This is a genomic window from Sporosarcina sp. FSL W7-1283 (assembly GCF_038003105.1).
Classification (GTDB): domain Bacteria; phylum Bacillota; class Bacilli; order Bacillales_A; family Planococcaceae; genus Sporosarcina; species Sporosarcina newyorkensis.
In genome coordinates, this window is the sequence record NZ_JBBOOL010000001.1 from 841,398 (window position 1) to 867,106 (window position 25,709).

The 25,709-nt window shown below is 41.5% G+C and carries 18 protein-coding genes; 13 read left to right on the forward strand and 5 right to left on the reverse strand.

Translation table 11 applies throughout. The features are described from left to right. The first annotated feature begins 24 nt into the window (after positions 1-24). The 4 genes from MKY93_RS03965 (at position 25) to MKY93_RS03980 (ending at position 6,926) form a co-directional block, all read left to right on the forward strand. Positions 25-1,143, forward strand: coding sequence for a virulence factor (locus tag MKY93_RS03965; RefSeq protein ID WP_040758398.1), 1,119 nt, complete (start codon positions 25-27; stop codon positions 1,141-1,143). A 234-nt stretch (positions 1,144-1,377) separates the two neighbouring features. Further along, the gene (locus tag MKY93_RS03970) at positions 1,378-3,480 is read left to right on the forward strand and encodes a methyl-accepting chemotaxis protein (protein ID WP_340758329.1); all 2,103 of its coding nucleotides are present in this window, start codon (positions 1,378-1,380) and stop codon (positions 3,478-3,480) included. Between the two features lie 195 nt (positions 3,481-3,675). Then, complete coding sequence (locus tag MKY93_RS03975) at positions 3,676-4,980, forward strand: globin-coupled sensor protein (RefSeq protein WP_340758330.1); 1,305 nt, start codon at positions 3,676-3,678, stop codon at positions 4,978-4,980. A gap of 128 nt (positions 4,981-5,108) precedes the next feature. Further along, the gene (locus tag MKY93_RS03980; protein ID WP_340758331.1) at positions 5,109-6,926 is read left to right on the forward strand and encodes a cation:proton antiporter; all 1,818 of its coding nucleotides are present in this window, start codon (positions 5,109-5,111) and stop codon (positions 6,924-6,926) included. A gap of 23 nt (positions 6,927-6,949) precedes the next feature. On the opposite strand, the gene MKY93_RS03985 is transcribed toward MKY93_RS03980, so the two are convergent. After that, positions 6,950-7,912: a LysR family transcriptional regulator gene (locus tag MKY93_RS03985; protein ID WP_445683503.1), complete on the reverse strand. Its 963-nt coding sequence runs from the start codon at positions 7,910-7,912 to the stop codon at positions 6,950-6,952. A gap of 70 nt (positions 7,913-7,982) precedes the next feature. Here MKY93_RS03985 and MKY93_RS03990 point away from each other — a divergent pair, with 70 nt between their 5' ends. The 5 genes from MKY93_RS03990 (at position 7,983) to MKY93_RS04010 (ending at position 15,462) form a co-directional block, all read left to right on the forward strand. Beyond that, complete coding sequence (locus MKY93_RS03990) at positions 7,983-9,020, forward strand: YeiH family protein (protein WP_340758332.1); 1,038 nt, start codon at positions 7,983-7,985, stop codon at positions 9,018-9,020. A gap of 160 nt (positions 9,021-9,180) precedes the next feature. Next, complete coding sequence (locus MKY93_RS03995; RefSeq protein ID WP_340758333.1) at positions 9,181-9,627, forward strand: MarR family winged helix-turn-helix transcriptional regulator; 447 nt, start codon at positions 9,181-9,183, stop codon at positions 9,625-9,627. A gap of 3 nt (positions 9,628-9,630) precedes the next feature. Next, complete coding sequence (locus MKY93_RS04000) at positions 9,631-12,276, forward strand: MMPL family transporter (protein ID WP_340758334.1); 2,646 nt, start codon at positions 9,631-9,633, stop codon at positions 12,274-12,276. A gap of 348 nt (positions 12,277-12,624) precedes the next feature. Next, entirely contained in the window at positions 12,625-13,821 is a 1,197-nt protein-coding gene (locus MKY93_RS04005; RefSeq protein WP_340758335.1) for an NAD(P)/FAD-dependent oxidoreductase, read from the forward strand. A 213-nt stretch (positions 13,822-14,034) separates the two neighbouring features. Beyond that, positions 14,035-15,462: a carbon starvation CstA family protein gene (locus tag MKY93_RS04010; protein WP_221835410.1), complete on the forward strand. Its 1,428-nt coding sequence runs from the start codon at positions 14,035-14,037 to the stop codon at positions 15,460-15,462. A gap of 51 nt (positions 15,463-15,513) precedes the next feature. On the opposite strand, the gene MKY93_RS04015 is transcribed toward MKY93_RS04010, so the two are convergent. From MKY93_RS04015 to MKY93_RS04030, 4 genes are all read right to left on the reverse strand, one after another. Beyond that, a complete protein-coding gene (locus MKY93_RS04015) occupies positions 15,514-16,836 on the reverse strand; it encodes a CitMHS family transporter (protein ID WP_340758336.1) in 1,323 nt (440 codons plus the stop codon). A 188-nt stretch (positions 16,837-17,024) separates the two neighbouring features. Next, positions 17,025-17,726, reverse strand: coding sequence for a response regulator (locus MKY93_RS04020; RefSeq protein WP_340758337.1), 702 nt, complete (start codon positions 17,724-17,726; stop codon positions 17,025-17,027). 15 nt (positions 17,727-17,741) lie between these two features. Next, positions 17,742-19,382 carry a sensor histidine kinase gene (locus tag MKY93_RS04025; RefSeq protein ID WP_340758338.1) on the reverse strand — a complete coding sequence of 547 codons (1,641 nt, stop codon included), beginning with the start codon at positions 19,380-19,382 and terminating at the stop codon, positions 17,742-17,744. A gap of 210 nt (positions 19,383-19,592) precedes the next feature. After that, on the reverse strand, positions 19,593-20,951 hold the full coding sequence (locus MKY93_RS04030) for a DUF6612 family protein (RefSeq protein ID WP_340758339.1): 1,359 nt from the start codon (positions 20,949-20,951) through the stop codon (positions 19,593-19,595). Between the two features lie 243 nt (positions 20,952-21,194). Here MKY93_RS04030 and MKY93_RS04035 point away from each other — a divergent pair, with 243 nt between their 5' ends. The 4 genes from MKY93_RS04035 to MKY93_RS04050 all read left to right on the forward strand — a co-directional run bounded on the left by MKY93_RS04035 (position 21,195) and on the right by MKY93_RS04050 (position 25,657). Next, a complete protein-coding gene (locus tag MKY93_RS04035; protein WP_340758340.1) occupies positions 21,195-22,772 on the forward strand; it encodes a sensor histidine kinase in 1,578 nt (525 codons plus the stop codon). Beyond that, entirely contained in the window at positions 22,765-23,433 is a 669-nt protein-coding gene (locus MKY93_RS04040; RefSeq protein WP_221835403.1) for a response regulator, read from the forward strand. Before MKY93_RS04035 ends, MKY93_RS04040 begins: the two co-directional genes overlap by 8 nt. Positions 23,434-23,630: 197 nt before the next feature. Further along, a complete protein-coding gene (locus MKY93_RS04045; protein WP_340758341.1) occupies positions 23,631-24,620 on the forward strand; it encodes a DctP family TRAP transporter solute-binding subunit in 990 nt (329 codons plus the stop codon). Then, on the forward strand, positions 24,617-25,657 hold the full coding sequence (locus MKY93_RS04050; RefSeq protein WP_340758342.1) for a DctP family TRAP transporter solute-binding subunit: 1,041 nt from the start codon (positions 24,617-24,619) through the stop codon (positions 25,655-25,657). The genes MKY93_RS04045 and MKY93_RS04050 overlap by 4 nt, the downstream gene beginning before the upstream one ends. Positions 25,658-25,709 lie beyond the last annotated feature (52 nt).

Consider the following 25,709-nt stretch of genomic DNA (forward strand, 5'->3'; position numbering starts at 1 on the left):
AAAGAGTAGATGGAGGAGATTTCGTTGAAAATAAAAGCAATTGAACCGACACCTAGTCCCAATTCGATGAAAATCATCATGGATACTGCATTACCTGAAGGGAAGAGTCATAATTATAAAAAGAAAGATGAAACTGAAGCACCTGAACCGATCCGTTCACTCTTGGCAATCCAAGGTGTGAAAGGAATTTATCATGTGTTGGATTTCATGGCAGTCGAGCGGATCGGCAATGTCCCTTGGGAGTCTATACTCGCAGAAGTACGCGCTGTTTTAAATGAAGAAGGCGATGTAACGGAACAATCGGGAGACATGGAAATAGATGAACACTACGGGGAAGTATATGTTCATGTACAGACATATAAGGACATTCCATTGCAAGTCAAAGTTTTCAACAGCGATGCGGAAGTGCGTTTCGGTTTGAGTGAACGCTTCGTCAACGCAATGGAAGCTGTACACCACTCCGAAGTGGAGAACTATATTTTATTGAGAAAATGGGCGGACTATGGCATTCGTTACGGTGAACTGCAAGAAGTGGGAGACCAAGTCGCGCAGGAACTGGAAGCAGCTTATCCAGAAAAACGTCTGCAAGAACTGGTAGAAAAAGCTGAAAAAGCCGATGATGAAACAAAAGTTAGAGGCCAAAAAGTAACGCTCGCTGAGTTCACTGTTCCTGAATGGGAAAAACGTTTCCAGCTATTAGACCAAATGCCGGACCCGGATGCGTCCGATTATCCAGTATTGTCCGTTGCACTTGAAGACGAGAAAATGTCAATCCGTCGTCTCGCTACGGTTTATCTCGGAATGATTGAAGATGAATCGGTTATTCCGTTTATCGAAAAAGCATTAGAAGACAAAAGCTGGGCGGTTCGCCGTACGGCAGCAGACTGTATGAGCGACCTAGGATATGTTGGGTTCGAACCTGCGGCGATTCGTTTATTGAAAGATAAAAACAAACTCGTCCGCTGGCGTGCAGCAATGTTCTTATATGAAACTGGTACGGAGGACGCGTTGCCTGCTTTACATGAAGCGGAAAATGATCCGGAATTTGAAGTGAAGCTGCAAGTGCGCATGGCGATTGCCCGCATTGAAGAAGGCGAGGAAGCTAAAGGTTCTATTTGGCGCCAGATGACGGAACGAAATTAAGGAATAAAGGGCTGTCCAGAAAATTTCTGGCAGCTCATTTTTTGTATGAGAGAGCGTTTTGTTCATCTATTTTTACTAGGTTGACATGATTGTGCGGTACTTAGCTGGTTTGGATGGTTCCTCTGCTACTTTTGCCTATTCTTTTTAAAATTTGACTATTCATCCCTTTCTTTTAACAAGGACTAAAGGTATACTGTAATAATACTGTATATTTACCTAGGAGGTCCTAATAAAGTGAAAAAATCTAGAAGTATTGCGATGCGGCTGTCAGGGTTAATCATTGCATTATTTTTATTATTGTTTTTAGTGTATTCGGTCGTCACAAGTGTCATGTTACATAAGCAAAGCCTGCGTGATGCGGAAGAATTTGCAATGGAAAGCACAAATAAGAGTTCGCTTGCTTTGAGTGAAAAGCTAAAAGAAACGAATGAAATGCTGCGAACAACTAAACATATTTTGGAAACTCAGCGAGCAGAAGGAGATCTTCATGCGGATGAAGTCATTCGAATCATCAAGAACAACCTTCAAAATAATGAGGATGCAACAGGAATGGCAGCTGTCATCAATCAAGCAGCCATTGCGAATAAAGATGCAATACCACAGGATCTACTGGATGATGATCAACAATTCATTCCGTATACCTTTAAAGAAGGGTCAACAATCGGTGTCGAGCCTCTAAGCGGGATGGACGATCCGGAAGCCAACTTATGGTATACAGTGCCGAAATCAGAACAGCGTGCGATTCTGACGGAACCTTATGCATACGATACAAACGGACAAACGATTCTTATGACAACTATTTCTGTGCCATTACTTGATTCAGCAGGTACTTATTTCGGTCTGTTGACGACCGATTTATCCATTGATTTCTTAACAGATTTGGTAAATTCTATTAAACCTGATGGAGGCTATGCATCGGTTATTACAGACAATGGCCATGTAACAGCAAATAGTCTGAAAGAAGAAATGAACGGCGCCAATATGCAGGATTCCATTGATTGGGCAAGTGTCAAAGAAGTTATGGACAAAGGCGAACTTTCGAATCTATACGTTGATTCGCAGAGTTTAGGCGAAACTGCCTTCAACGCGTTTGCGCCTATTACTTTAAAGGATATTGATGAAACATGGACAGTGCAGACAGTAACACCTAAATCGAAAATCTTGGAAACGTTCAATTCAATTTTGTGGATCACGATTATTTCGGCAGTCGTCATTGTGTTGCTCATGGCAGCGGCTTCTACCGCTTTCATTTATCGACAATTACGTCCATTGCGGGCATTGCAGCATTCAATGGAAACAGCAGCGGCTGGAGATTTGACGGTGCTCGTTGATGAAAATTCGGTACGGCAAGATGAAATTGGTGCCGTTTCATTGGCTTATAACGATATGCTGCAACGAACGAATGAAGCGATACGAACAGTGCAACAGTCATCTACCCAATTGAGTGACTCATCTTCTCAAGTAACACACGCATTTGAAGAGCTTGTAGCTGCGAATCAGGAAGTTTCAGTAGCGACCGATGAAATTGCGCAAGGTGCGTCACGTCAGTCTGAAGATACAGAGCAAACGAGTCTTCGTATATCCGACTTGGCTGATCGTATGGAACACTTGAATGAAATGTTCCATACTATGAACAATTTATCTGGACAAGCTTCTGATGCTACGGAAGATGGTATTGGTGAAGTGAAGAAATTACGCGACCATAATACATCCGCCAATGATATGAATCACAAAGTTCAACTTCAGATTGAAACGCTATCTACTAAGATATCGTCGATCAATCAAGTAATCCAAACTTTACATGATATTACGGCAAGTACTAACTTGCTCGCACTCAATGCAAGTATTGAGGCAGCAAGAGCAGGAGAGAGCGGGAAAGGTTTTGCGGTCGTAGCGGATGAAGTTCGGAAGCTGGCGGAACAATCACGTGTTGAAACCGAGGTAATTCAAGAAACCGTAAAAGAGATTTTAGTAGAGTCTGAACAAACGGTGGAAGTGATTGACAAGAGCATGGAATTGATGGAAGGTCAGAATCAATCCGTTTCGGATACGGAAGAATCATTTATCCGAAATGCTAAGATCACGAAGCAAATCCGTGAAGCGATTGCGGAGTTGTCAGAAGAGCTGACCGAAATGATGGAGCATAAAGACGAAGCAATCCTCGCCATTCAAAATGTATCTGCTATTTCAGAACAAACAGCGGCTTCAGCTGAAGAAGTGAGTGCATCGTCCGCGGCACAACAACACGAACTCGAGCAAGTGGCGAATTCGACAACTCAAATGAATAAAATTGCTGGAGAACTCCAAGGCGTTGTGGAGCGATTTAAGCTATCTTAAGTTATGTAAAGCAGAGACGGAAAAATTCCGTCTCTGCTTTTTTTGACTAAATCTGTTAATAAGTCGGAATTAAATTATATTGCAGGAAGTTGGGATTGGAATAGAATAGGTGGTGGGTGTATGGTAAAATGAACAACTTATATAGTGAAAAGTATTTAGAGTAATATTTCGGAAGAAGGGGTTATAAATGGCATGGTGTATTTATTTAAGAAAGATAAACGTAAGGCAGAAGTAATAGCGAGGGGAACTAAATTGGATTGTATTACTGGAGTTATTCAATTGGATCATTCTCCTTCTGTGAAAAAGCAAATGGATATGATTAATTTCACGGAGTATGACCTTGGATTCCTTCTGTCTATTAAAGATCAAGTTCAACCTATCCTGCCTGTTATGGTAGATGCTTTTTATAAAGCCTTGGATGCAGAACCGAAATTGAATAAGATTATCTCCAATCATAGCAGCAGAGAGCGTTTGAAAGCGTCATTTAACAGACATTTATTGTCGATATTCGATGGTCGGATTGATGAAGCTTATTTGGAACAGCGAAAAACCATCGCGAAGGTTCATGTGCATATCGGCCTTGAATCGAAGTGGTATTTGGCTGCCTTTGATGTAATTTGCGATGAGTTTTTTACCTTCATTGAACAACTGGACATACCGAGGGAAAGGCAATTTCGTACATTGCGTGCATTCATGAAGATATTGAATTTTGAACAGCAATTGGTGTTGGATGCTTACGAAGATGTAAATAAGGAAAATCGACAAAAGGTTGAAGACTCGAAAATGATTGTTAAGGAAAAGGTGTTGGGAACCGCCCAAGAGTTGGCAGCGGTCAGCGAGCAGACAAGTGCTTCTTCAGAAGAACTTTATAATAAAACACAAATTCTTGAGAAAATGACGATTCATAGCTTGTCGTTTATTATGGATACGGAAACGACTTCGCTTGCCAACAAAGAATTGGTGAATCAGCAGTCACAAAAATTTGAACAGATTGTAGAGTTTACGACAGATCTGATGGACCGCATGGAAGCACTATACAAGTCTACGGATCATATACGTGAGGTTGTAACGCTCATTACGTCCATTGCCGATCAAACGAACCTCCTTTCATTGAATGCGGCGATTGAAGCAGCAAGAGCCGGACAACATGGTAAAGGGTTTGCTGTGGTGGCGGCAGAAGTACGCAATTTATCTGTTGAGACAAAGAAAGCGATCAGTACTGTCACGGCTATGATTGAAGAAACAAATACGAATATGAACGACATGTCCAATTTTGTACAAGTAATGGAACGGTTGATTCAAGAAAGTTCTGCCGGCAATCTACGAGTGACAAATTCCTACAATGAAATCATACAAGCTGTTTCAGGTATGAAAGAGCAAAGTGAACAATCCAAAAATTCCGTTGAGAGTACTGTGCAAATTCTACAAGAAATCAATCAAGCGGTGGGAGTGATTGCTCACTCGTCAGATGATTTGATACAGTTGGCAGAAGATCTTTAAGAAATTAACAGGACAAACTATTAAAGAATACGATGAGAAATCTTTTCTATTCTTTCTGTTAGGTATATAGCCTATCATTTGTTACACTGAACTGATAAAAAGACTCGTGAATGAGGGTAGGTGTTTGTATGGAAGAAGTAGCACTAATTAGTGTTGTGTCCATTTTAGCACTTGGAATTTTTTCTCAGTGGCTTGCATGGCGTATTCAATGGCCTTCTATATTTATTATGTCAATTGCCGGCCTGCTCATCGGTCCGCTGCTTGGCTTGGTCAATCCCGAACTGGCACTCGGTGAGCTCTATAGTCCGTTGATTTCGCTGGCAGTAGCTATCATTTTATTTGAAGGCAGTTCCAATTTGGATGTACGGGAGATTAAGGATATTTCTAAATCTGTCTTTCGAGTTGTCACAATGGGTGCATTTCTTGCATGGATTTTGGGGTCACTTACTGCGCACTTCATTGCAGGACTCACATGGGAAGTGTCATTCATTATAGGAGGTCTCTTTGTCGTGACAGGGCCGACCGTCATTATCCCGTTGTTGAGGAATGCGAAATTAAAAGCCCGGACTGCAGCGGTACTGAAGTGGGAAGGAATTATTGTCGATCCGGCCGGCCCATTGCTAGCATTATTTGCCTACGAAGTAATCAAGGTTTTGACGAATGAGAATTTATCACTAAATTACTTATTGAATTTCTTTGGTGGCGCCGGGCTTGCGGTCCTTCTCGGATTGGTGATGGGGACCTTGATCGGTATTATGGCGAATAAAGGTCAATTTCCGGAGTACTTAAAATCTCCCGTTATTCTGGCATTTGTCTTGCTTTGTTTTACGATGGCAGAAGTCATCATGCATGAAACGGGAATGCTTGCTGTGACGGTTATGGGTCTCGTATTAGGTCGGAGCAAGCGTTATGTTTCGTCAATTGGAAATGTCGGTCATTTTGTTGAGAATGTTTCCGTCATGCTGACATCGACAGTCTTTATTTTATTGACCGCATCCCTTGCGAGAGAAACAATTGCTCAGATTTTCACTTTGCCGATTATCGGGTTTGTGCTCGTTATGTTGTTCTTTGTACGCCCCGTGTCGATTTGGCTTTCCACCATAGGAACAGAATTGGTCTGGCGAGAGAAGCTGCTGATCGGATGGATTGCTCCTAGAGGGATTGTCGCCTTGACGGTTGCTGGGTATTTTGCTGCAACTCTGGCAGAGGATGGTTACGAAGAAGCCTCCTTGCTGACCGCACTGACGTTTGCTCTCGTATTCATTACAGTTTGTGCTCATGGTTTTACCCTCGGTCCGTTGGCAAAAAAGTTGAATTTGGCCAGCAATGAACCGCCGGGCGTATTGATCGTCGGAGCCAGCAGTTTTTCTATCGGATTGGCTGAACAGTTGAAGGAGATGAACATTCCCGTATTGATTGTGGATCCTTCAGAGGGGCGTCTGCGTCCAGCTGTTGAAAAGGGAATCTCCACGTTTACCGGCCAGATTTTATCTGAACGTTCGAGATTTTCCATTGACTTGGCACCTTACGATACGATCTTATCGATGACAGGAGACGCTTCTTATAATGCGTTGATTACACAGTCTTTTGCACCGGAGTTTGGTTTCAACAATACCTTTTCCCTGACTGCGGCACCTAGTCATCAAATGAGTAAGTCGGAACTTCCCATCTCATTAAAAGCACATCTATTATTTCAGGAGGGTGCGACGTTTCCCGAATTAAATCGCAAAATTAATACCGATTATGAGATCGGGGTACTTGATTGGCAAGTCCCTGAATCGGATATAGGGACCAAAGAAATCCTTCCTGAAAATACCACACCATTATTTATAATGAAAAGGAATAAAACGATTGTATTTTCCACTTTGCAAAGAAAGATTTCTTTAGATCCCGGTGATCAACTAGTTGCCCTGAAATTGAAGGAAAGTGTATTTGCAAATAGATAAGGGGTTTATACTCCACCGACTGTTTACTTCATGTTGGTGGAGTTTTTTTGATTTAAAACGGTAAGATCTTCCTTGTTCTTCAATAAGTCAATAAACACTTGCAATGCTTTTGTCTGAAAAGGCGAATTGGTCACAATGGAAAAATTGCGTTTAAAAGGAGTGCCTTTGACAGGTAATGTTTTGAGCTCTCCGTGACGCAGTTCTTTTTGGATGGCCCATTGCGAAAGCAGACTGATGCCGAGCCCGGCTTCTACGGATTCTTTGATTGGCTGGGTACTGCTGAACTGCATGACGCGTGCCGGCCGAAATCCTGATTGTGAGAAGAATGTTTCGGCAGCTTCTCGTGTGCCTGACCCTTCCTCGCGCAGCAGCCATAGGTCATTTGATAATTCGCCGATGGATAGTCGCCCCTTTTTCCTGACTAGGGGATGAATAGGAGACGCGACGACGTACATGGCATCTTCTGCAAAGTTCTCGTTTTGTAAAGGTGTAGCTTCCTTGAAGTGACCTTCAATTAGTCCAACGTCCAGTTGGTGACTGATGACTAGCTCTGCAATATCTGCTGTGTTCCCGATTGTCACAGAAGGCTCGATGGAAGGATATTCTGCGACGAGCTTGGACAAGATATGGGGGAGGACGTACTCTCCAAAGGTGTAACTAGCTCCGATGGTTAATGATCCGCTCGCTTTATTGGCTAACTCATCAACTAGATTATGCATTTTGGAGTAGAGGCCGACTATTTCTTTTGCATGATGATAGGCGATTTCACCAGCCCGATTCAGGCGGACATATTTATTTGTGCGCTCGAGTAGCCGGACTCCGATCGACTCCTCGAAGGAGCGGATATATTGGCTGACAGCAGGTTGCGTCATGTGAAGATCTTCAGCCGCTCTAGAAAAATTCTTACGTTCCGCTACGGCAATGAATACTTGCAATTGATGGTCGATGGGTAGCAACTCCTTCTCATATATATAATTACTTATCATGATCATTATAAATAGTTATTTTTCTTATAGCGAGCATTTTCGTATACTGACTATAGGAGGTGTTGTCGACATGACTACTGCAAACGAGACTCAAAAGCAGCAAGCACCACAACAACCGTCAAAGTGGGTTGCCTGGCTAGGTGGAGTGGCATTTACATTTTTTATAGCACTTTTAGGATTTTTATTAGCAAAACTACCTGGTTTTGACCATATTGGCCAGTTAGCATGTGCGATCATCATTGCGGTGGCCTATCGCCAATTCTTTGGCTATCCGGAAGCAATACGTTCAGGGATTGCTTTTTCATCTAAGCGATTGCTGCGTACGGCCATTATTTTATACGGATTGAAATTGAACATTGATACCGTTTTGAGTGACGGCTTAGGTTTATTGGTACGAGATGCCGGTGTAATTATTTTCGCGATTTTTATGATGATCTGGCTTGCGAAAATTTTTAAAGCGGATAAAGATATTTCATTGCTACTTGGTGTTGGGACCGGTGTCTGCGGCGCTGCTGCCATCGCTGCAGTCGCGCCAATTATTAAGGCGAAAGACGAGGACACGGCAATCGGCGTTGGAATCATAGCATTGATGGGGACCATTTTCGCCATCGGCTATACAATACTTCGTCCGATTTTGCCGCTCGAATCCATAGAGTATGGAATGTGGGCAGGGATCAGCCTTCATGAAGTGGCACATGTAGCATTGGCAGGCGCTCCAGCAGGGGAAGATGGCCTTGCGATTGCATTGCTTGCTAAACTGGGGCGAGTGTTCCTATTGGTTCCACTTTGCTTCATCTTCATCTATCTGATGAAACGCAAGAACAAAGGGACAGATGAAGCCGATGCAAAAATTGAATTCCCGTGGTTCTTAGTTGGATTCATCCTACTCAGCATTCTCGGCAGCTACGTATTCGGACATTCAATCCCTGTATCAGATAGCGTGATGGAAGGCGTCTCGGTTCTAACGACCTGGCTGTTGACGGCGGCGATGGTGGGTCTCGGGTTGAATGTCAGCTTGAAAGACTTGCGTGACCGGGCAATGCGTCCACTGGCGGCTATGGCTGTTACTTCAGTTTTGTTATCCGTGATTGTGTATTTTATTGTTTGAAAAATTATATCCATTATGTCAGGCGAGAAGAGAATTCTCTTCAACCTGACTTTTTTGCGTTACCGTAATCCGAAAACATTCTACAAGAATATGATGAATTAGTTGACTTTACTTAGTCCACCCCCTAAACTAATATTATTAGTTTAGGGGGTGGACTATTTTGAAAGAGCAATTACAAGAAGCTGTAGAGCTGTTTGAAGAAGTAATAATCTATGGTACGGAACACGTTGTCAAAAATCTTAACATTCCTATATGGAAAGAATACTCGCCGGAGCAAATCCAAGTATTGAAGATTCTTTCCACCTACGGAAATCTCTCGAGCGGACAGCTGGCAGAAATCCAAGGCGTGCATAAAAGCGCCATTTCTACTCGATTGAAGAAATTGGTGGAGAAAGAACTGGTCAAATCGGAGAAAGATCCGAACGACCAGCGCACGAACCGTATTTCATTGACACTAAAAGGCAATGAAATACTGTCTGCCTCAAATGAAGCAGTCTATGAAAGTATCGAAAGTCTATTCAAAGATCGGATTGACGAACAAGAGCTTGAACAATTCATCGGCACCTTCCGTAAGCTCAAAGATATTTTAGTAATGAAGGGGATGTAATGTGTGAAAACCGTTTTAAAACTTAAATGGCCGATAGCAATCGGTTTAATTATATTGACTGCTGTATTATTCATAGCAGCTCCTGACTTGGCGAAGCAGGCGGAAGATGCCGGATCGTTCCAGTTACTCGACAGCGCTGATTCGCAAAAAGCAGCAAAAATGTTGGAGGCTGCAGGTGAAGCAGAAGAAACGTTGTCACTCGTATATCCGCTAGAGAAAGCAGCAGATGAAGTGAAAAAGAAAGAAATTTCTGCGACAGCGAAAGAAATCAAGGATCTCAGCAAAACGGTAACAGAAGTGCTGGACCCATTTGAAAGTGAAGAAATGGAAGACCAGCTCGTTTCTGAAGATAAGAAAACAGTCTTAGTACCGATTACAGTCGACGGGACACAGGATGAAATTATCACGTTGGCAGATCAAATTAAAACGGAAGTATTGCCGAAAGACCAGACCATCTATATGACTGGTGAAGCCATTATTAATGATGACGTCAATGAAAGTGCGCAAGAAGGACTGAAAAAGACGGAACTGATAACAGTAGTATTGATTTTCGCTTTATTGCTCATCGTTTTCCGTTCAATCGTCACGCCGTTTGTTCCATTGGTGGCTGTCGGTATTACGTATTTATTGAGCCAATCTTTTGTGGCATTTTTCATCGATTGGTTCGGTTTTCCGGTATCCAATTACACTCAAATCTTCTTAGTGGCTATTTTGTTCGGTTTAGGTACGGATTATTGTATTCTGTTGCTGAGTCGCTACAAGGAAGAGTTACTTGCGGGGCATGAAGTGGAAGAAGCGATTGTTAACACGTATAAGACGGCTGGCCGCACATTGTTCATCAGTGCGCTCGCAGTGTTTATTGGTTTTGCGGCAATCGGTTTTGCAGATTTCCCGATCTTTAAATCAGCAGTGGCTGTAGCCGTCGGAATCGCAGTGCTGATGGTCATTCTCTATACGATCGTACCGTTATTGATGTCGATATTGAAGGATAAATTATTCTGGCCATCTAAAGGTGCAGCGTCTCATAAAGATAGTAAACTGTGGATTGCGTTCAGTAAAGTATCCGTTATGCGTCCGCTCGTATCTATGCTGGTTGTCGCTGTCATTACCATTCCTCTTTTATTGACTTATGATAATGAGTTGTCTTTCAATACAGTAGATGAAATCGACAGCAGCAAAGAATCGGTTAAAGGATTGAATCTAATTTCCGAGGCGCTTGGAGAAGGGGATTCATTGCCGGTGCAAGTATTGCTGAGAAAAGATTCTCCGATCGTCAAGGAAGGCGATGTGACATATCTGGAAGCGATCGCTCGTGACTTAGAAAAAGTAGAAGGCGTCAAAAGCGTTCGTACGGTTACGCGTCCGACAGGCGAGTTGTTGGAAGACTTGTATGTAGATCATCAAATTGCCTTAATGGCAGATGGATTAAATGAAGCAACCGATGGATTGGATGAAATCGGTAAAGGACTTGGCAGTGTACAAGGCGGATTAAATCAAATTGGTGGGCAGTTGCCAGCCGGTTCCGCAGGCGGAGATGGACTACGCCAAGCAGCAAACGGTGTAGAGCAAATTAATGGGCAGCTTATGCAAATTGCCGGCGGATTGCAGCAGGGAATGCCTGCCGCACAAGCAACAGGCGGATTAAATGCCCTTAGTACAGAACTTGAGAAAATCAGTTCGGGAATTGCTGGCGAAGCCTCCCAAGTTGATCAGGGCGGTTCACAAATTGGTGCACTCAGCGGTGGTTTGAAAGAATTGTCCGGCGGTGTGAAGGCCGCTAAAGATGGTTTGGCTGAAGTCAGCAAAGGTTTGAATGAGCTTGCTGAAATGTTGAATGATATGGGCGACACGAAAAGTGTTCGGGATACAGGGTTATTCATTCCATCCGGCACGCTTGAAAACGAAGAGTTCAAGCCGGTTATCGATCGCTATACATTCGATAAGGAAAAGGGAATTTTAATGGAAGTCATTTTGACAGAAAATCCATATTCTCGTGAAGCGATTTCGACAGTGCATGATATCAAGGATACAGTCAAACGCTCTGTAATCGGGACTCCTTTCGAAGATGCGGAGCTTGCGTTTAGCGGGATTTCCAGTATGAACTCAGATTTGGATGATATTTCATCTGCCGACTTCACACGCACGGTAACGATTATGCTAGTCGGTTTGTTCATCGTGCTGTTCATTTTGTTCCGTTCAGCAATTATGCCACTTTATATGATTGGTTCATTGCTGTTAACATATTATACAGCTGTTTCCATTACGGAGCTCATTTTCGTAAATGGTCTTGGGTATGATGGTATCAGTTGGGCAGTACCGTTCTTCGGTTTCATCATGTTGATTGCGCTGGGGGTGGACTATTCCATCTTCTTGCTGGATCGTTTCCGCGAAGAGAGCATCGGTGGGATGAAAACGAAGGAAGCTCTTATGCATTCGATGGCGAAGATGGGAACAGTCATCATTACGGCGGCTGTTATCTTAGCCGGTACGTTTGGAGCGATGATGCCTTCTGGAGTATTAAGTCTAGTGCAGATCGCGACGATTGTGATTTCGGGATTGCTGTTGTATGGCTTGATCATTCTGCCATTGTTGATTCCGGCAATTACCGTTTCATTCGGTCGCGGAGTATGGTGGCCGTTTAGAGGTTGAATAAAATTGTAAAGAAGAAATCAGGCCGTTCGAGAAGTCGTTTTCACATGACTTTTCGAACGGTTTTTACTTTTTTGTCTTAAAAGGTGGTATGACAGAGGAAATGTGCGGTTTGTGATCCGTTTGGTGCGGTGTAAACCGGGATTGGCCCGGTTTGCCATTATTATTGTGCGGTTCAGAAGACTTTTGGTTCGGTTCGACAGTACTTTGGTTCGATGTGACGGTATCTTGGTTCGTTCCTCTTCATTTCTTGCCCACTCACGGGAGAAAGAGGGAGCGCAGAAAGATAGTTTCGACTTTCGGTTTAAGGGTAGATAGGAAGAAACTATAGGCAGGAGAGATTCATAGATGAAATTACATACAGGTTCTTTGTTTTGGGAAACTACAGTTGACAGAAGAAGCTTTAAAAATGGTGCTAGGAAGGGACTATATGATATTGCAATTATAGGCGGCGGAATGTCGGGCGCGCTTTGTGCCTTTGTTTTAGCGAAAGAAGGCTATTCGCTCGTTATGATTGAACAGAATGAAGTGGGAGGGGGCAGTACTTCAGCCAACACTGGTTTATTGCAATTCTCAAATGATATTATGCTTCATGAATTGATAGAAGAAATCGGGGAAGAGCAAGCAGTAGAGTTTTATCTTTCTTGCAAAAAAGCGTTGCAGCAGCTTCAGGAAGTTGCTGACCATACGTCATTTAATGTCAATTTCCATACACGAAACAGCCTGTATTATGCAAGTACAGAAGAGGATGTTTCAAGATTAAAAAAAGAATATGAGGCATTACAGAAATATGGCTTTCCGGTGGAATATTGGGAGCGGGAAGACATTGAGGCGCGTTTCCCATTTTCGCAACCTGCTGCAATCGTCACGGAAGGGGATGCAGAAGTAAACCCCCTTCGCTTATGTATCGGGGCAGTTCACTATGCCCATAAAAAAGGGATGGATGTTTTTGAGTATACAGAAGTTCTGGAGATTGATGATAGAGATGAATATGCAATAATAAAAACATCAGAGGGAGATTTTTATACTCCGACTGTCGTAGTGACAACAGGTTACGCACCGGCTCCTGAATTAGACGTTCTTCAGAAAGACCTCAAAATCACATACGCTATCGCTACGCAGCCACTAGAGGATCTTTCGTTTTGGCATGAGCGCATGATGATCTGGGAGACAAAACGTCCTTACTTATATATGCGTTTGACAGATGATCAGCGAATCATTGTTGGCGGGCTTGATCAAGATGCCGAGAAGCTGCTAAGTTCAACAGATGCAACTGAAAAAAAGTTCGATGAGTTGAAAAGTGAATTGAAGAAGCTTTTCCCGAATGAAGAAATTCGATCTGAACATGAGTGGGTTGCTGTATTTGGAGAGTCGACTGATGAACTGCCAGTCATTGGCCGTCATCCAGATGAATCGCATGTCTATTATTTAATTGGGCTAGGTGGAAATGGCACAGTTTACAGCATGCTTGGTGCTTATTTGATTCGGGATGAGATAGCTGGAAAAGACAATCCCAATCAATCTATTTTGGAAGTTGAAAGATGAAAAACATCTGGAGAATAATTCATTCTTCAGATGTTTTTTGAGGATTTTTATGAAATTTTTCCGTTCATTATTTTAGTTTATAAATTTTTTAACTTAATTAAAAAATCTATGTTGATATAATTTTCTAACTATTATATACTAAGATAATGAATTGTCTGATTAATCTACAGGCAGATAATGTTATAGAAAAGAAGACGAGAAAGAAGGGGTTTTATGCTTACATTTTTATCATCAATCGTCTTGCTGATTGTGGGATATCTAGTGTATTCAAAAGTGGTTGAACGAGTTTTCGTTATTGACGATTCGCGAAGAACTCCAGCCTATACCCAAGCAGATGGTATGGATTATGTACCAATGAGCTGGTGGAAGGGCTGGTTGATTCAATTATTGAACATTGCTGGGCTCGGTCCGATTTTCGGAGCGATTGCAGGGGCGTTATATGGTCCTGTGGCATTTATTTGGATTGTGTTCGGCAGTATTTTTGCCGGTGCTGTCCATGATTACTTTTCAGGCATGCTGTCCTTAAAGCATGGAGGCGCACAATTCCCTAAAATAGTTGGAGAATATTTAGGAGATTTTGCACGCCGGTTTATTAATGTTATTTCCGTTGTATTGATGGTATTAGTTGCGGCAGCTTTCACGGCAGGTCCCGCACAGCTAATTTCGTCTATTACACCTTTGTCATTCATGGTTTCACTTATTTTGATATTCGGATACTTTGTTTTAGCTGCAATTTTACCTATTAATAAGATTATTGGACGTTTGTATCCGGTATTCGGGATTGTCTTAATTATTATGGCTGTTGGGATTGGGGTCGCTTTATTATTTGGAACAGAAAAAATCCCGAATTTAACACTGCAGAACTTGCATCCAGGTGATTTACCAATTTGGCCGCTTTTGATGGTAACGATATCTTGTGGAGCCATCTCGGGCTTCCATTGTACACAGAGCCCGATTGTTTCAAGAACAATGAAAAAGGAATCAGAAGGCCGTAAAGTATTCTACGGAGCGATGATCGCAGAAGGAGTTATTGCGATGGTTTGGGCTGCTGCCGGCATGACGTTCTTTGGCAGTACAGCGGGTTTACAAGAAGCGTTGGCAGCAGGAGGACCTGCGGGGGCAGTCAATGAAATTTCAAGTACATTATTAGGTTCGTTCGGTGGGCTATTGGCTATTTTAGGTGTCATTATTTTACCTATCACTACAGGTGATACAGCACTTCGTTCGGCACGAATGATTTTTACTGAAGCCGTATCCAAGTGGATGGATCCTAATAAAAAGTGGGTCGTTTTAGCGGTTACACTTTTATTGGGCACACCTATGTTTTATTTGTCGATGATTGATTACTCTTTCTTATGGCGCTATGTTGGCGGTACGAATCAACTAGTCGCAGCTGTAATGCTGTGGACCGCTACCTCTTATCTAATGAGGGAAAACAAAGCACATTTGATTGCGGGGATTCCTGCATTGTTCATGACAGCAGTCGTCATAACGTATTGGATGTATGCACCGGAAGGTTTGAGCTTAAGCTATGGAGTTTCCGTGGGGACAGGAATTGTAGTTTCAGCAGTTATTGGTGTATTCTATGCACTAAAGGTCATTCAATCCAAACAGCAACGCGCAGTCGTGAAAATAGGATAAGAGAAAGGCTCTCAGCGACATTTTGCTGAGAGCCTTTTCGTACCATCCGACTTAAAATGTAATAACGCCAAGTGCCATTGTGATAAGGAACAATACGATACTGAAACCCCACATGATTAAGAAAGAGTAACGGATATGCTTACCCATTTCGAGACCCGCTAAGCCAAGTGCCAACCAAAGGGCAGGGGAGAAAGGACTGACGAATGTACCGATGATATTTCCAACGATCAATGCATAGGCAATGGAGATTGAAGGTACACCGAAGCCTGACACAACTTGTTCTACAATCGGCAACAATGCAAAGTAATAGGCATCCGTACTGAGTAATAAATCAAAAGGAACACCAAAGAATCCAATGATAATATGTAAATAAGGCACGATAAATGCCGGAAGAATTTTCACCAAATCTGTTGCAATGGAATCCAGCATATTGGCTCCATTCAATATACCTAAGAATGAACCTGCCGCTAAGATGATAGCTGCCATAAGCAAAGCATTTGGCGCATGGGCTTTAATTCGGTCCATTTGTTCATTCACTGTACGATAATTCAATGGCAATGCCAAACTGAATCCTATCATAAAGATAAAGCCGGCCGGGACTTTACCCCAAACGAGTAAACCGATAACAGTCAGTGCAATGACTACATTAATCCAAAGCAGTTTAGGACGGTGAAGAGAGTTAGCTGTTTTGGTTGATTCATCCTCAACCTCATCGAATATGGACTCACCTTCGTCAGAAGAATCATCTGTAACCTTTCTGGCAATTCGACGTTTTTCGCGCATTCCAAGAACAAAGGCGACTGCAACTAATAACACCAAACCGATCACTTGGATTTTAATCAAAGGACGCCATAATTCAGTGACATCAACGCCAAGGACGGCGGCAGCACGCCCAAGGGGACCTCCCCAAGGCACCATATTGACGATACTCGCAGACGTACCAACGAGTAATAATAATAAATATGGGCTCATTCTCAACCGTTTATAAAGAGGTAATAAAGCTGGAATCGTAATCAAAAATGTTGAAGCGCCTGAACCGTCTAGCTGGGCGATCGCAGCAATGACAACAGTCGCCATCGATACGGCAATCACATTTCCTCGAGATACTTTGATCATTGTATTGATAAGTGGATCAAAGACTCCCGCATCTTGCATAACTCCGAAGAACAGAATTGCGAAGATGAACATAATGACGACACTGATGACCGAGTCAATACCACTCCCGAAGAACTCTCCAATTTCTTTAAAGTTGTATCCGGCAAAAAATGCTCCGAAGATTGGTACAATGACCAGACCAACAATCGGTGTGATTCTGCCGCTGATCAGAAGAGCGACAATTATGAGAATAGTTAATAACCCTATGATACTCAACATAGCTTTTCCCTCCAAAGTACAAGTTATGAAAGAAAGGTGTAAGCGGATACAAAATGAGGTATCCGAAAATTCTTTCTTGAAGTTGTTCATAATGTATCATAGGAAAAAGCAGCTAAAAAGCTTTTGGAAATAAAACAAATAGAGTTTATTGTATGCATTTTGTTCATTTTGCTCACGAATGCAAAAGATTAAATTTTGATGTAGGTTCGTTCAGGTCTTCCAACTTCGCCATATTGCAGCTGGGCTTTTACTTTTCCAGCAGACACCAAATATTCTAGATAACGCCTTGCGGTAGACCGGCTGACACCTGCTGCCTCGCCGGCATCGAAGGCATTAATGCCTTCTGCCGAGCTGTGTTCTGAGATTTCTTCTATACGTTCCAGCGTTAAACGATCAATTCCTTTTGGTAATCCGTCGGCAGTGATCGACTTGTCCGCACGTAATCCTGATCCGAATAGGAGACGGTCCAGCTCTTCTTGATTGACTTCTTTTTTGGAGGCTAATAAGACTTTTTGTTTTCGGTAGCGTGTAAATGTCTTATTGAATCGATCAAAATCAACCGGTTTAATCAAAAAGTCGAATACACCGCCTTGTAAAGCTGCTTCTACTGTAACTGTCTCCTTAGCGGCTGTTACCAATATGATAGCGATGGATGGAAAGTCTTTACGAAGACGCCAAAACAGTTCGAGTCCTGGACTATCCGGTATGTAAACATCCAATAAGATCAGATCAGGCAATTGTTCGGCTTGCTGTAAATAGTGCAGGGTTTCTGCTGCTGTCCTCAGTTCTGCCAATACATTAAACCCCGAAACTTGTTCAACAAACCGTCGATTAATTTCAGCTACTCGAAAATCATCTTCCACAATTACTACCTGCCATGTCTTTATCATTCGAAACACCTACTTTCAGTTGCTTTTTGGAATTGAAACGATGAAACAAACGCCTCCTAACTCACTAGGTTCTATGGAAAGTTGACCATTTGCTGCATCAATGGCTTGTTTTGTCAGCGCCAGACCATGACCTCTGCCCGTGCCTTTTTTTGTAGAAACGCCTCGAGTGAAAATTTTCTCGAGCAGAGTGTCTTCAATACCAGGTCCAGCGTCGTCAATTTCAAATAGAATATCCTGTCCGATATCCGTGAAATAAACAGATATTTCCCGGGAAATTGCCCGTTCATCATAAACCGCGTCAAATGCATTATCCAGCAAATTTCCGACAGCAGTCAACAGTGCTTGTCGGCTGCGCTCGGACAAAGCGGTATGCAAGCGGCTCCCCGGTTGAATAGAAATATCAACTTGCAATTCACTTGCTTGGTTTAGTTTTCCAACAAGCAGTCCACTTACGTAAGGATCTTGTATTTCATCAAGTAATGTATCGATCCATTGTTGCTGAATTTTCGTTTCATTTTGGATAAAGTCGAGCACTTCCTCTTTTTTATCGAGCCGTGTAAGTCCTGCGATTGTGTAAAGTTTATTCGAAAATTCGTGTGTCTGTGAGCGCAAGGCATCAACATATTGTTGGATGTGGGTCAATTTCTTCGTTAATTCCTCGATCTCTGTTTTATTACGGAACGTTGAAACGGCACCAAGTAATTTATCTTCATAGAAAATTGGGACACTATTGACATAAACACTGTGCGTACCAAAAAGTTTTTCTTGATCAAATACAGCTTGACCATTCTTCAACACATATGGCAAATCAGAATTTGGAAAGCTTGTGTGAATCGACTGACCTATCCAGGAGTTTGTTTGTTGGTCATCGCCAGTTAAGAGTTTCAATGCTGCAGAGTTGATCATCGTTATTTGTCCTTCTGCATTAATCGCTACGATGCCTTCATGAATGGAGTGCAGAATGGTTTCTTTTTGAAATAATAAATAGGAAATTTCTTCGGGTTCTAATCCAAATAATGCCCTCTTGATATAATTGGCAATTACGATAGAACCTAAAATCGCTGCTGCTGTAATTCCTAGAAGGACGAACCAGATTTCTTTACTGTAATCCCAAATCACAGACTCGATGGAATCCACCAAAAATCCTACCGACACGACACCGACAATTTCTTCATTAGAATATATAGGCACCTTCGCTCGTAATGAATTTCCTAATGAGCCGACAGATTTTGAAATATATGATTCACCGAACATAAGAGCTCGTTCATTGTCCTCACCGATCATTTTTTTACCGAGGCGGTCGGGGTTTGGATGCGCATAACGAATTTCTTGGCGATTACCGACAACGATAAATTTTGCATCCGTTTGCTCCTGTATCTGTTGCACGATAGGCTGAATTACAGCAGAAGGGTCGTCTGAATGAAATGCGGCACGAATTTCAGGGATCAGCGATACACTGGTGGCAACGCTAAGAGCTCTTTCCCCAATTTGAGCTTCCGTTGTATCCGTTACAAAGAAACTCATAAATCCACCAATCAGCAAAATAATTGTGACGACGAGTGCACCGATCAGAACAATCATTTTCATATGTAAATTGACGAAAGGTTTAGACTGGATTTGATGGCTGGTTAAATCTTCTTTTCGGATGCGAATCATGTCCAGACCTCCCTTAGAAAAGGATGATGTATTTAGCATACCATGTGGTGAGTATATTGAGGATGGAAAAATACGAAATGCAGCCAGCCGTTAGTAGAGTGTCAGAGCCAATGTTATTAAAAAAGCCCATTCGCAATGGAATGGGCTTTTACTAGATTTATTGGTGAGAGACTCTCTATGCAGAACATAGGAGCTCTCGTTGACTAGTTATTATGCTTCAAGCTCAGGCTCAGCTTCTTCTTCATCCAAGCCTAATTCTTTCAAGTATTCCTCCATTGTAATTGCATTCTTGATTACATCGGCAGGAATTTTAATTTCTTCGACGTTATTATGGTTGCTGTATGCACCTGAAATAAGTTGAGTGATTGAGATTGTTTCGTCTTCAATGCCCATCGTCATTTTCGTAACGCCTGACATTTCAAGTGGGAACAATGTCTTCTTATCGATAGTGGAAACAACTAGGAATTCTTCAATATTGATATCTAAAGCATCCAAGATACTTTCCAAATCGTCAGCAATTTCTTCGTCTGTTACTTCCTCTTCAGTTGTTTCTTCTTCGATTACTGCATCTTCAGAGTCCGTAGCTTTAGCGTCAACTGACACACCTTCTACTTTTTGAATTACACTCTCAGTAGTTTCGTCAGGAAGTAAACCAGGAAGAAGCGCCATTACTTCATCCAGAATTTCACGGAATTGCTCATTCGTTATCGTTTGTGTCATAACATACTGGTCCTCATATTCGTAAATATGAATGCCATCGATGAACTTTTTAGTTAGTTCAAGTTGTGCAAGTGGGTCCATTTGTTGAACGGATGAATCGAATAATGCATCTGTTAATTCGTCATCCATTTTAATCCACTTATCTACCATGCTATCGTATTGGAAGAAACCATCTTTCGTCAAATACGCTTCGGATGATTGATCGAGGTTCTCGCCATCCATATTCATTTGCATCTTCGTAGAAGTATAAAGTGCAAGAGGATCTTGGATCACATCCATTTTCATGTCCATGATCATGTCGATTTCTTCTTCCTCAGGATTGGATGTTTTCATTTTCTGATCGATTTTCATCGTTGCAGAATAACTATTCAAATCAACGTCGAGCATCTTTTCAAGAAAACCTTCAACATCCTTCACACGATTTGTTGTGACTTGTACAGATGTTTTGTCATCTGAAACGGATACTTCAAAACCTTCCAATGAAGATAGGAACGAATCTGAGATATAGTTTCCTCCATTATTTAGCGTAAGGGGAAATACAGTATCTGCTTTCTTTCCATCAACCAAAATCTTTCCAGCACTTGCATTAAAGTCTACTGTCAATTGAGAATTTGTTGCTGTTACCACGCCTTTGTCTTTTGAGACAGAGTAACCAGCCTCTTTAAAAAGATTTTCAACTGGGATCAGCACTTCACCATGAGATAAAAACGGTTGCTCATAGCCCGCAACTTCCACACCATCGACTACCAGCTTCATTGAGTCGTTACCTGCTGCTTGTACATTACTGTTTGGAACTGCAAAAGCCAACAGTAATACGAAAGCAAATAACCAAGAACCTAACTTCTTCACTACATAAAACCCCCATTTCTTATTTTGGAAAAACTCACCTGTTTTATGTACAGGTATACTAGATTGTACGGACAACTTTATAAAAGGTTTCAAAAGAATGGTAGTTTAATATATTTAGTGCAAAATGACTTAGTTATTGGAAAAATTAAGTATAACTGTTCTCCTTAATACCTTTCTACTATATAATTAATATTCTGTTAAAATAAAGCGTATCCCGCGATTAGGTGAGAGGAAGATTTCTGAATGAATCGAATATCACTTCGTATGAAAATGTTTATCTTTTCATTTATTCTTGTATTTTTCTCTGTCATGACGAGTGGAGCAATTATGATCCATAATATTTCTGGCGCTTTTGAAAAAGAACTCGGAGCAAGAGCTATTGCGATTGCCCGAACGGTAGCTCAGCTGCCAGATATTAAGACGCATGTTGGTGAAACGAACGGTGCTTCCTCCATTCAGCCAATTGCTGAGAGAGTTCGATTGGCAACAGATGTAGATTATATTGTTGTATTTGATATGGAAAGGATCCGCTATTCACATCCCTCAGAAAGTAAAATAGGTACAGTATTTGAGGGAGGGGATGAGCAGGCTTCACTTTCGGAACACGAATATATATCAAAAGCTCAAGGCGTTATGGGGTTTGCAATTCGAGCCTTCGTACCGATTATGAATGATGAAGGCGTCAAACAAATTGGTGTTGTTTCAGTTGGCATTCTATCACCGACATTTCAAAGCTTATTAAATGATTACAAGACCGATATTTTATTTTCATTGATGAGTGGTCTGCTCATCGGCCTGATCGGTTCGTTGTTTATTGCTAACCATCTAAAGAAACAAACCTTTAATATGGAGCCTTATGAAATTGCACGTCTGGTCGAGGAGCGTTCCAGCATGATGCAGTCGATGGATATCGGAATTTTGGCTACGGATGAGAAGGAACGAATTGTCTTTATGAACCGGTTAGCCCAGCAGTATACAGGTTTGGAGAACGAAATCATCCCAGTAGCAGACGCGTTTCCTGATACATGGGTAACAGAGGAAGTGTTGAAAAATGAAGCAGAAATGACGCATAGACCCTTACTTCTGAACGGCACAATGCTGTTAGTCCGTATCTTTCCTATAAACGTAAATGATCAACGTGTAGGTTCCCTTTTAATGATGACTAATCAGAAAGAGGCGCATACACTTGCGGAAGAACTAACAGGTATCAAGTCTCTAGTCGATTCACTGCGTTCGCAAAACCATGAATATATGAATAAGTTACATAGTATTGCAGGTCTGATACAGCTCAATCGTTTAAAAGAGGCACTAACTATGATTGTAGATGAAATTTCCGATGAACAAGAAGTGATGCAGTTTCTGAAAGAACGAATTTCTGATTATTCAATTTTAGGTATTCTAATAGGGAAGCGATCACGTGCTAGGGAATTGGGTGTTCTTTTTACTATTGACGATGAGTCTTATTTATCTGAAGTGATGACGGGGTTTTCAAGTGGCGATCTAGTTACAATTTTAGGGAATTTAATTGATAATGCTATGGAAGCTTGCTTACTGGAGCAAGAGAAAGAGATTGTGCTGTTGATTGAAGGTAATAGAGATTATTTATTTATCGAAATACAGGATAGTGGATGCGGGTTACCTGAAGAGGCAAATAAAATATTTGATTACGGATTCAGCATGAAGAGGAAAGAGGGAAGAGGAATTGGATTGGCTTTAATAAAGCAGATTTTGGACTCCAATAAAGGCAGTATTACGGCGTATTCTCCGCCAGAATCAGGGACAATCATTACATTGAAAGCAGGTGAAAGAAAATATGGATAAGTTAACGGTCTACATAATAGAAGATGATCCTATGGTGTTAGAAGTGAATAAAGGCTTTTTGCAAAGGTTGGATGGCTTCAAGTTGGTAGGTGAAGCCGCGGAAGGTAAACCGGCAATTGAAGACATACATAAACTTCAGCCTGATCTTATTTTACTTGATATGTACTTACCAGACATGTCAGGGCTTGAGTTACTAAGGGAACTTCGGTTGGAGAATATATCGAGTGACGTGATTATGATAACGGCTGCCCGGGATGCGGTTACCATTCGTGAAGCATTGCGGTTCGGGGCAGTGGATTACTTAGTAAAGCCCTTTCGTTTTGAACGCTTTCAAGAAGCGCTTCAAAAATTCAGTAAAAACTATTGGAAATTCAATACGATTGATAAATTAAAACAGGAAGATATCGATCTTTGGATTGGAAGTGCTGAAAAAATAAGTGCACTTCCAAAAGGGTTAAATGAATTTACCTTGGAGCAGATTTTTGTCGGTCTCAAGAATGAAGAACATCCGTTGACTGCCGAACAGTTAGCTCAAAAAGTTGGAATGGCAAGGGTAACTGTCCGTAAATATTTAGATTTTTTGTCAGTTAATGGGAAGGTTCATATTGAATTGCAGTACGGGAATATAGGTCGTCCAACTCGCTATTATTCAATAAAATAGAAGTTTCATGTGTTTAGGGAAAATACCATAAAGACCAAAACGTCCATTAACTTCATAATATTGTGTTTTCTTGAACATTATTTAAAATATAAAATATCAGACTACTGATGATTCAGGAGGGAGCATGAAGAAGTTCTATGTATGCCCTGAAGAAGCACTTTTGTTTTTTCGTAAGTTTTGTCGGATTACTGTTTTTGTTGGCAGGTTGTCAAAAAACTTCCTATCCAGTTGATTATGAACAATTAAGTGCAGAAGAACGATTGGTTATCCGTTTTTCACATGTTGTAGGAGAAGATACTCCAAAAGGATTGGCAGCCAGAAAATTTGCCAAATTAATGAAAGAGCGGAGCAATGGATATATCGAAGTACAAATATTCCCGAATAGTATCTTATATAAAGATGGCGAGGAAATGGAAGCGCTTTCTAATAATGATATACAAATGATTGCACCTGCTACATCTAAGGTTACGTCAACCGTACCGGAATGGTCTGTTGTTGACTTGCCATTTGCCTTTGATAGCTATGAAGAAGTACATGCATATATGCAAGGGAAGGTCGGTCGGCAGTTAATAGGGAAATTCGAAAAGCAAGGTCTCGTGATGTTGGGAATGTGGGATAACGGTTTTAAGCAATTGACGAATCGTGAGTATCCTATCAACATGCCTGCAGATATAAAGGGGCTTAACATGCGGATTATGCCAAGTGACATATTAGAGCAGCAATTTGAGCTCTTCGGTGCCTCCGCTATGAAATTGGATTTCAATAATGTGTTCCAGTCATTGGATAAAGGATTAATTGATGCTCAGGAGAATACTTTGTCCAATATTGTGAGCAAAAGCTTACATTTAAAGCAAGGCTACATGACGGTTAGTAATCATGGGTATTTAGGGTATGTGCTGTTGATGAATAAAGAGTTTTGGGATGGGTTACCTGAAAATGTTCAGTTCTTAATCCAAGATACGTTGTCTGAGGTGAGCGAATGGCAACGAGAAATTGCACACCAACTAAATGAAAAAGACCTCTCTGAATTGGAGAAATGCGATTGTATTCAAATTCACAATTTATCGGAAGATGAGAGACAACAATGGGAAGAAGCTTTCAGCCCGGTTTACGATTTTTATCGGGGGCGGTTTGGGGCTAAATATATAAATTCACTTCCAAAAATAAAAGGGGGAAATAAAGAATGAAAAAAATTTTTTTAGTTGCAGTGATCAGTATGTTTGCTATCGTGGCGGCTGCTTGTTCATCTGACAAAGAGTCATCTTCTTCAGGCGACGGCGAAAAAGCGTCATCTTCGGATAAGCCAATCATCATCAAGTTTTCGCATGTAACGGCAATTGATAGTGTAAAGGGGAAAGCTGCTGACCGTTTTGCGGAACTAGTTGCAGAAAAAACAGATGGAAAAGCGAAGGTAGAAGTATACCCGTCTTCTCAATTATATGGAGATGCAGATGAATTAGATGCATTGGTATCAGGAAATGTTCATATGATTGCACCATCCGTTACAAAAATGGTGAAGTTGGATCCACGCTGGCAGTATGTAGATATGCCCTTCTTGTTTGAAGATCAAGATCATGCGCGCAAATTCTTTGAGAGTGATGTAGCACAAACAATCTTGAATAGTGATCAATTAGCAAATAACGACATTATGGGATTGGAATTCTGGGAGAATGGGTTCAAACACTTTTCAGATAATAAACACCCTTTGAAAACTCCAGCAGACTTCAAAGGTCTGAAATTCCGTGCGCAAGCAGGTAAAGTCCTTGAATCTCAGTTCAATGCTTTGAACGCGGGAAGTGCAACGATTTCATTTGGTGAAACCTATGCAGCCCTGCAACAAGGCACTGTAGATGGACAAGAAAATACATTCAATAACTTTGATACTCAAAAGTACCAAGAAGTACAAAAGTATTTGACGACAAGTGAACATGGCCGTCTAGACTATGCGATTTTTGTTAACAAATCATTCTGGGAAGGTATGCCAGAAGATATTCGTACGCAAGTCGAGGAAGCTTTGAAAGAAGCAACAGAACTTGAGTGGCAGTTGGCTGCTGATGAGAATGAAGCAAGTTTTGAAAACATCAAGAACTCTGGAAAAGTTGAAGTTACTGAGTTGACTCCGGAAGAGCGCCAAAAGTTCGTTGACGCTTTACAGCCGGTATACGATGAGTTCTCTGATGATATTACACCTGAACTGCTTGAAGGAATCCGTAGCTTGAAATAAGAAGAATTGTCATCTAAGTGGGAAAGCGGAGATCATAGTACCTGTTTATACA

Coding starts and splice junctions, on each gene's coding strand:
- MKY93_RS04035 (WP_340758340.1), top strand. CDS start 21,195: ATGAATCGAATATCACTTCGTATGAAAATGTTTATCTTTTCATTTATT.
- MKY93_RS04040 (WP_221835403.1), top strand. CDS start 22,765: ATGGATAAGTTAACGGTCTACATAATAGAAGATGATCCTATGGTGTTA.
- MKY93_RS04020 (WP_340758337.1), bottom strand. CDS start 17,726: ATGATAAAGACATGGCAGGTAGTAATTGTGGAAGATGATTTTCGAGTA.
- MKY93_RS04010 (WP_221835410.1), top strand. CDS start 14,035: ATGCTTACATTTTTATCATCAATCGTCTTGCTGATTGTGGGATATCTA.
- MKY93_RS04005 (WP_340758335.1), top strand. CDS start 12,625: ATGAAATTACATACAGGTTCTTTGTTTTGGGAAACTACAGTTGACAGA.
- MKY93_RS04025 (WP_340758338.1), bottom strand. CDS start 19,382: ATGATTCGCATCCGAAAAGAAGATTTAACCAGCCATCAAATCCAGTCT.
- MKY93_RS03980 (WP_340758331.1), top strand. CDS start 5,109: ATGGAAGAAGTAGCACTAATTAGTGTTGTGTCCATTTTAGCACTTGGA.
- MKY93_RS04050 (WP_340758342.1), top strand. CDS start 24,617: ATGAAAAAAATTTTTTTAGTTGCAGTGATCAGTATGTTTGCTATCGTG.
- MKY93_RS03990 (WP_340758332.1), top strand. CDS start 7,983: ATGACTACTGCAAACGAGACTCAAAAGCAGCAAGCACCACAACAACCG.
- MKY93_RS03985 (WP_445683503.1), bottom strand. CDS start 7,912: ATGATAAGTAATTATATATATGAGAAGGAGTTGCTACCCATCGACCAT.
- MKY93_RS04015 (WP_340758336.1), bottom strand. CDS start 16,836: ATGTTGAGTATCATAGGGTTATTAACTATTCTCATAATTGTCGCTCTT.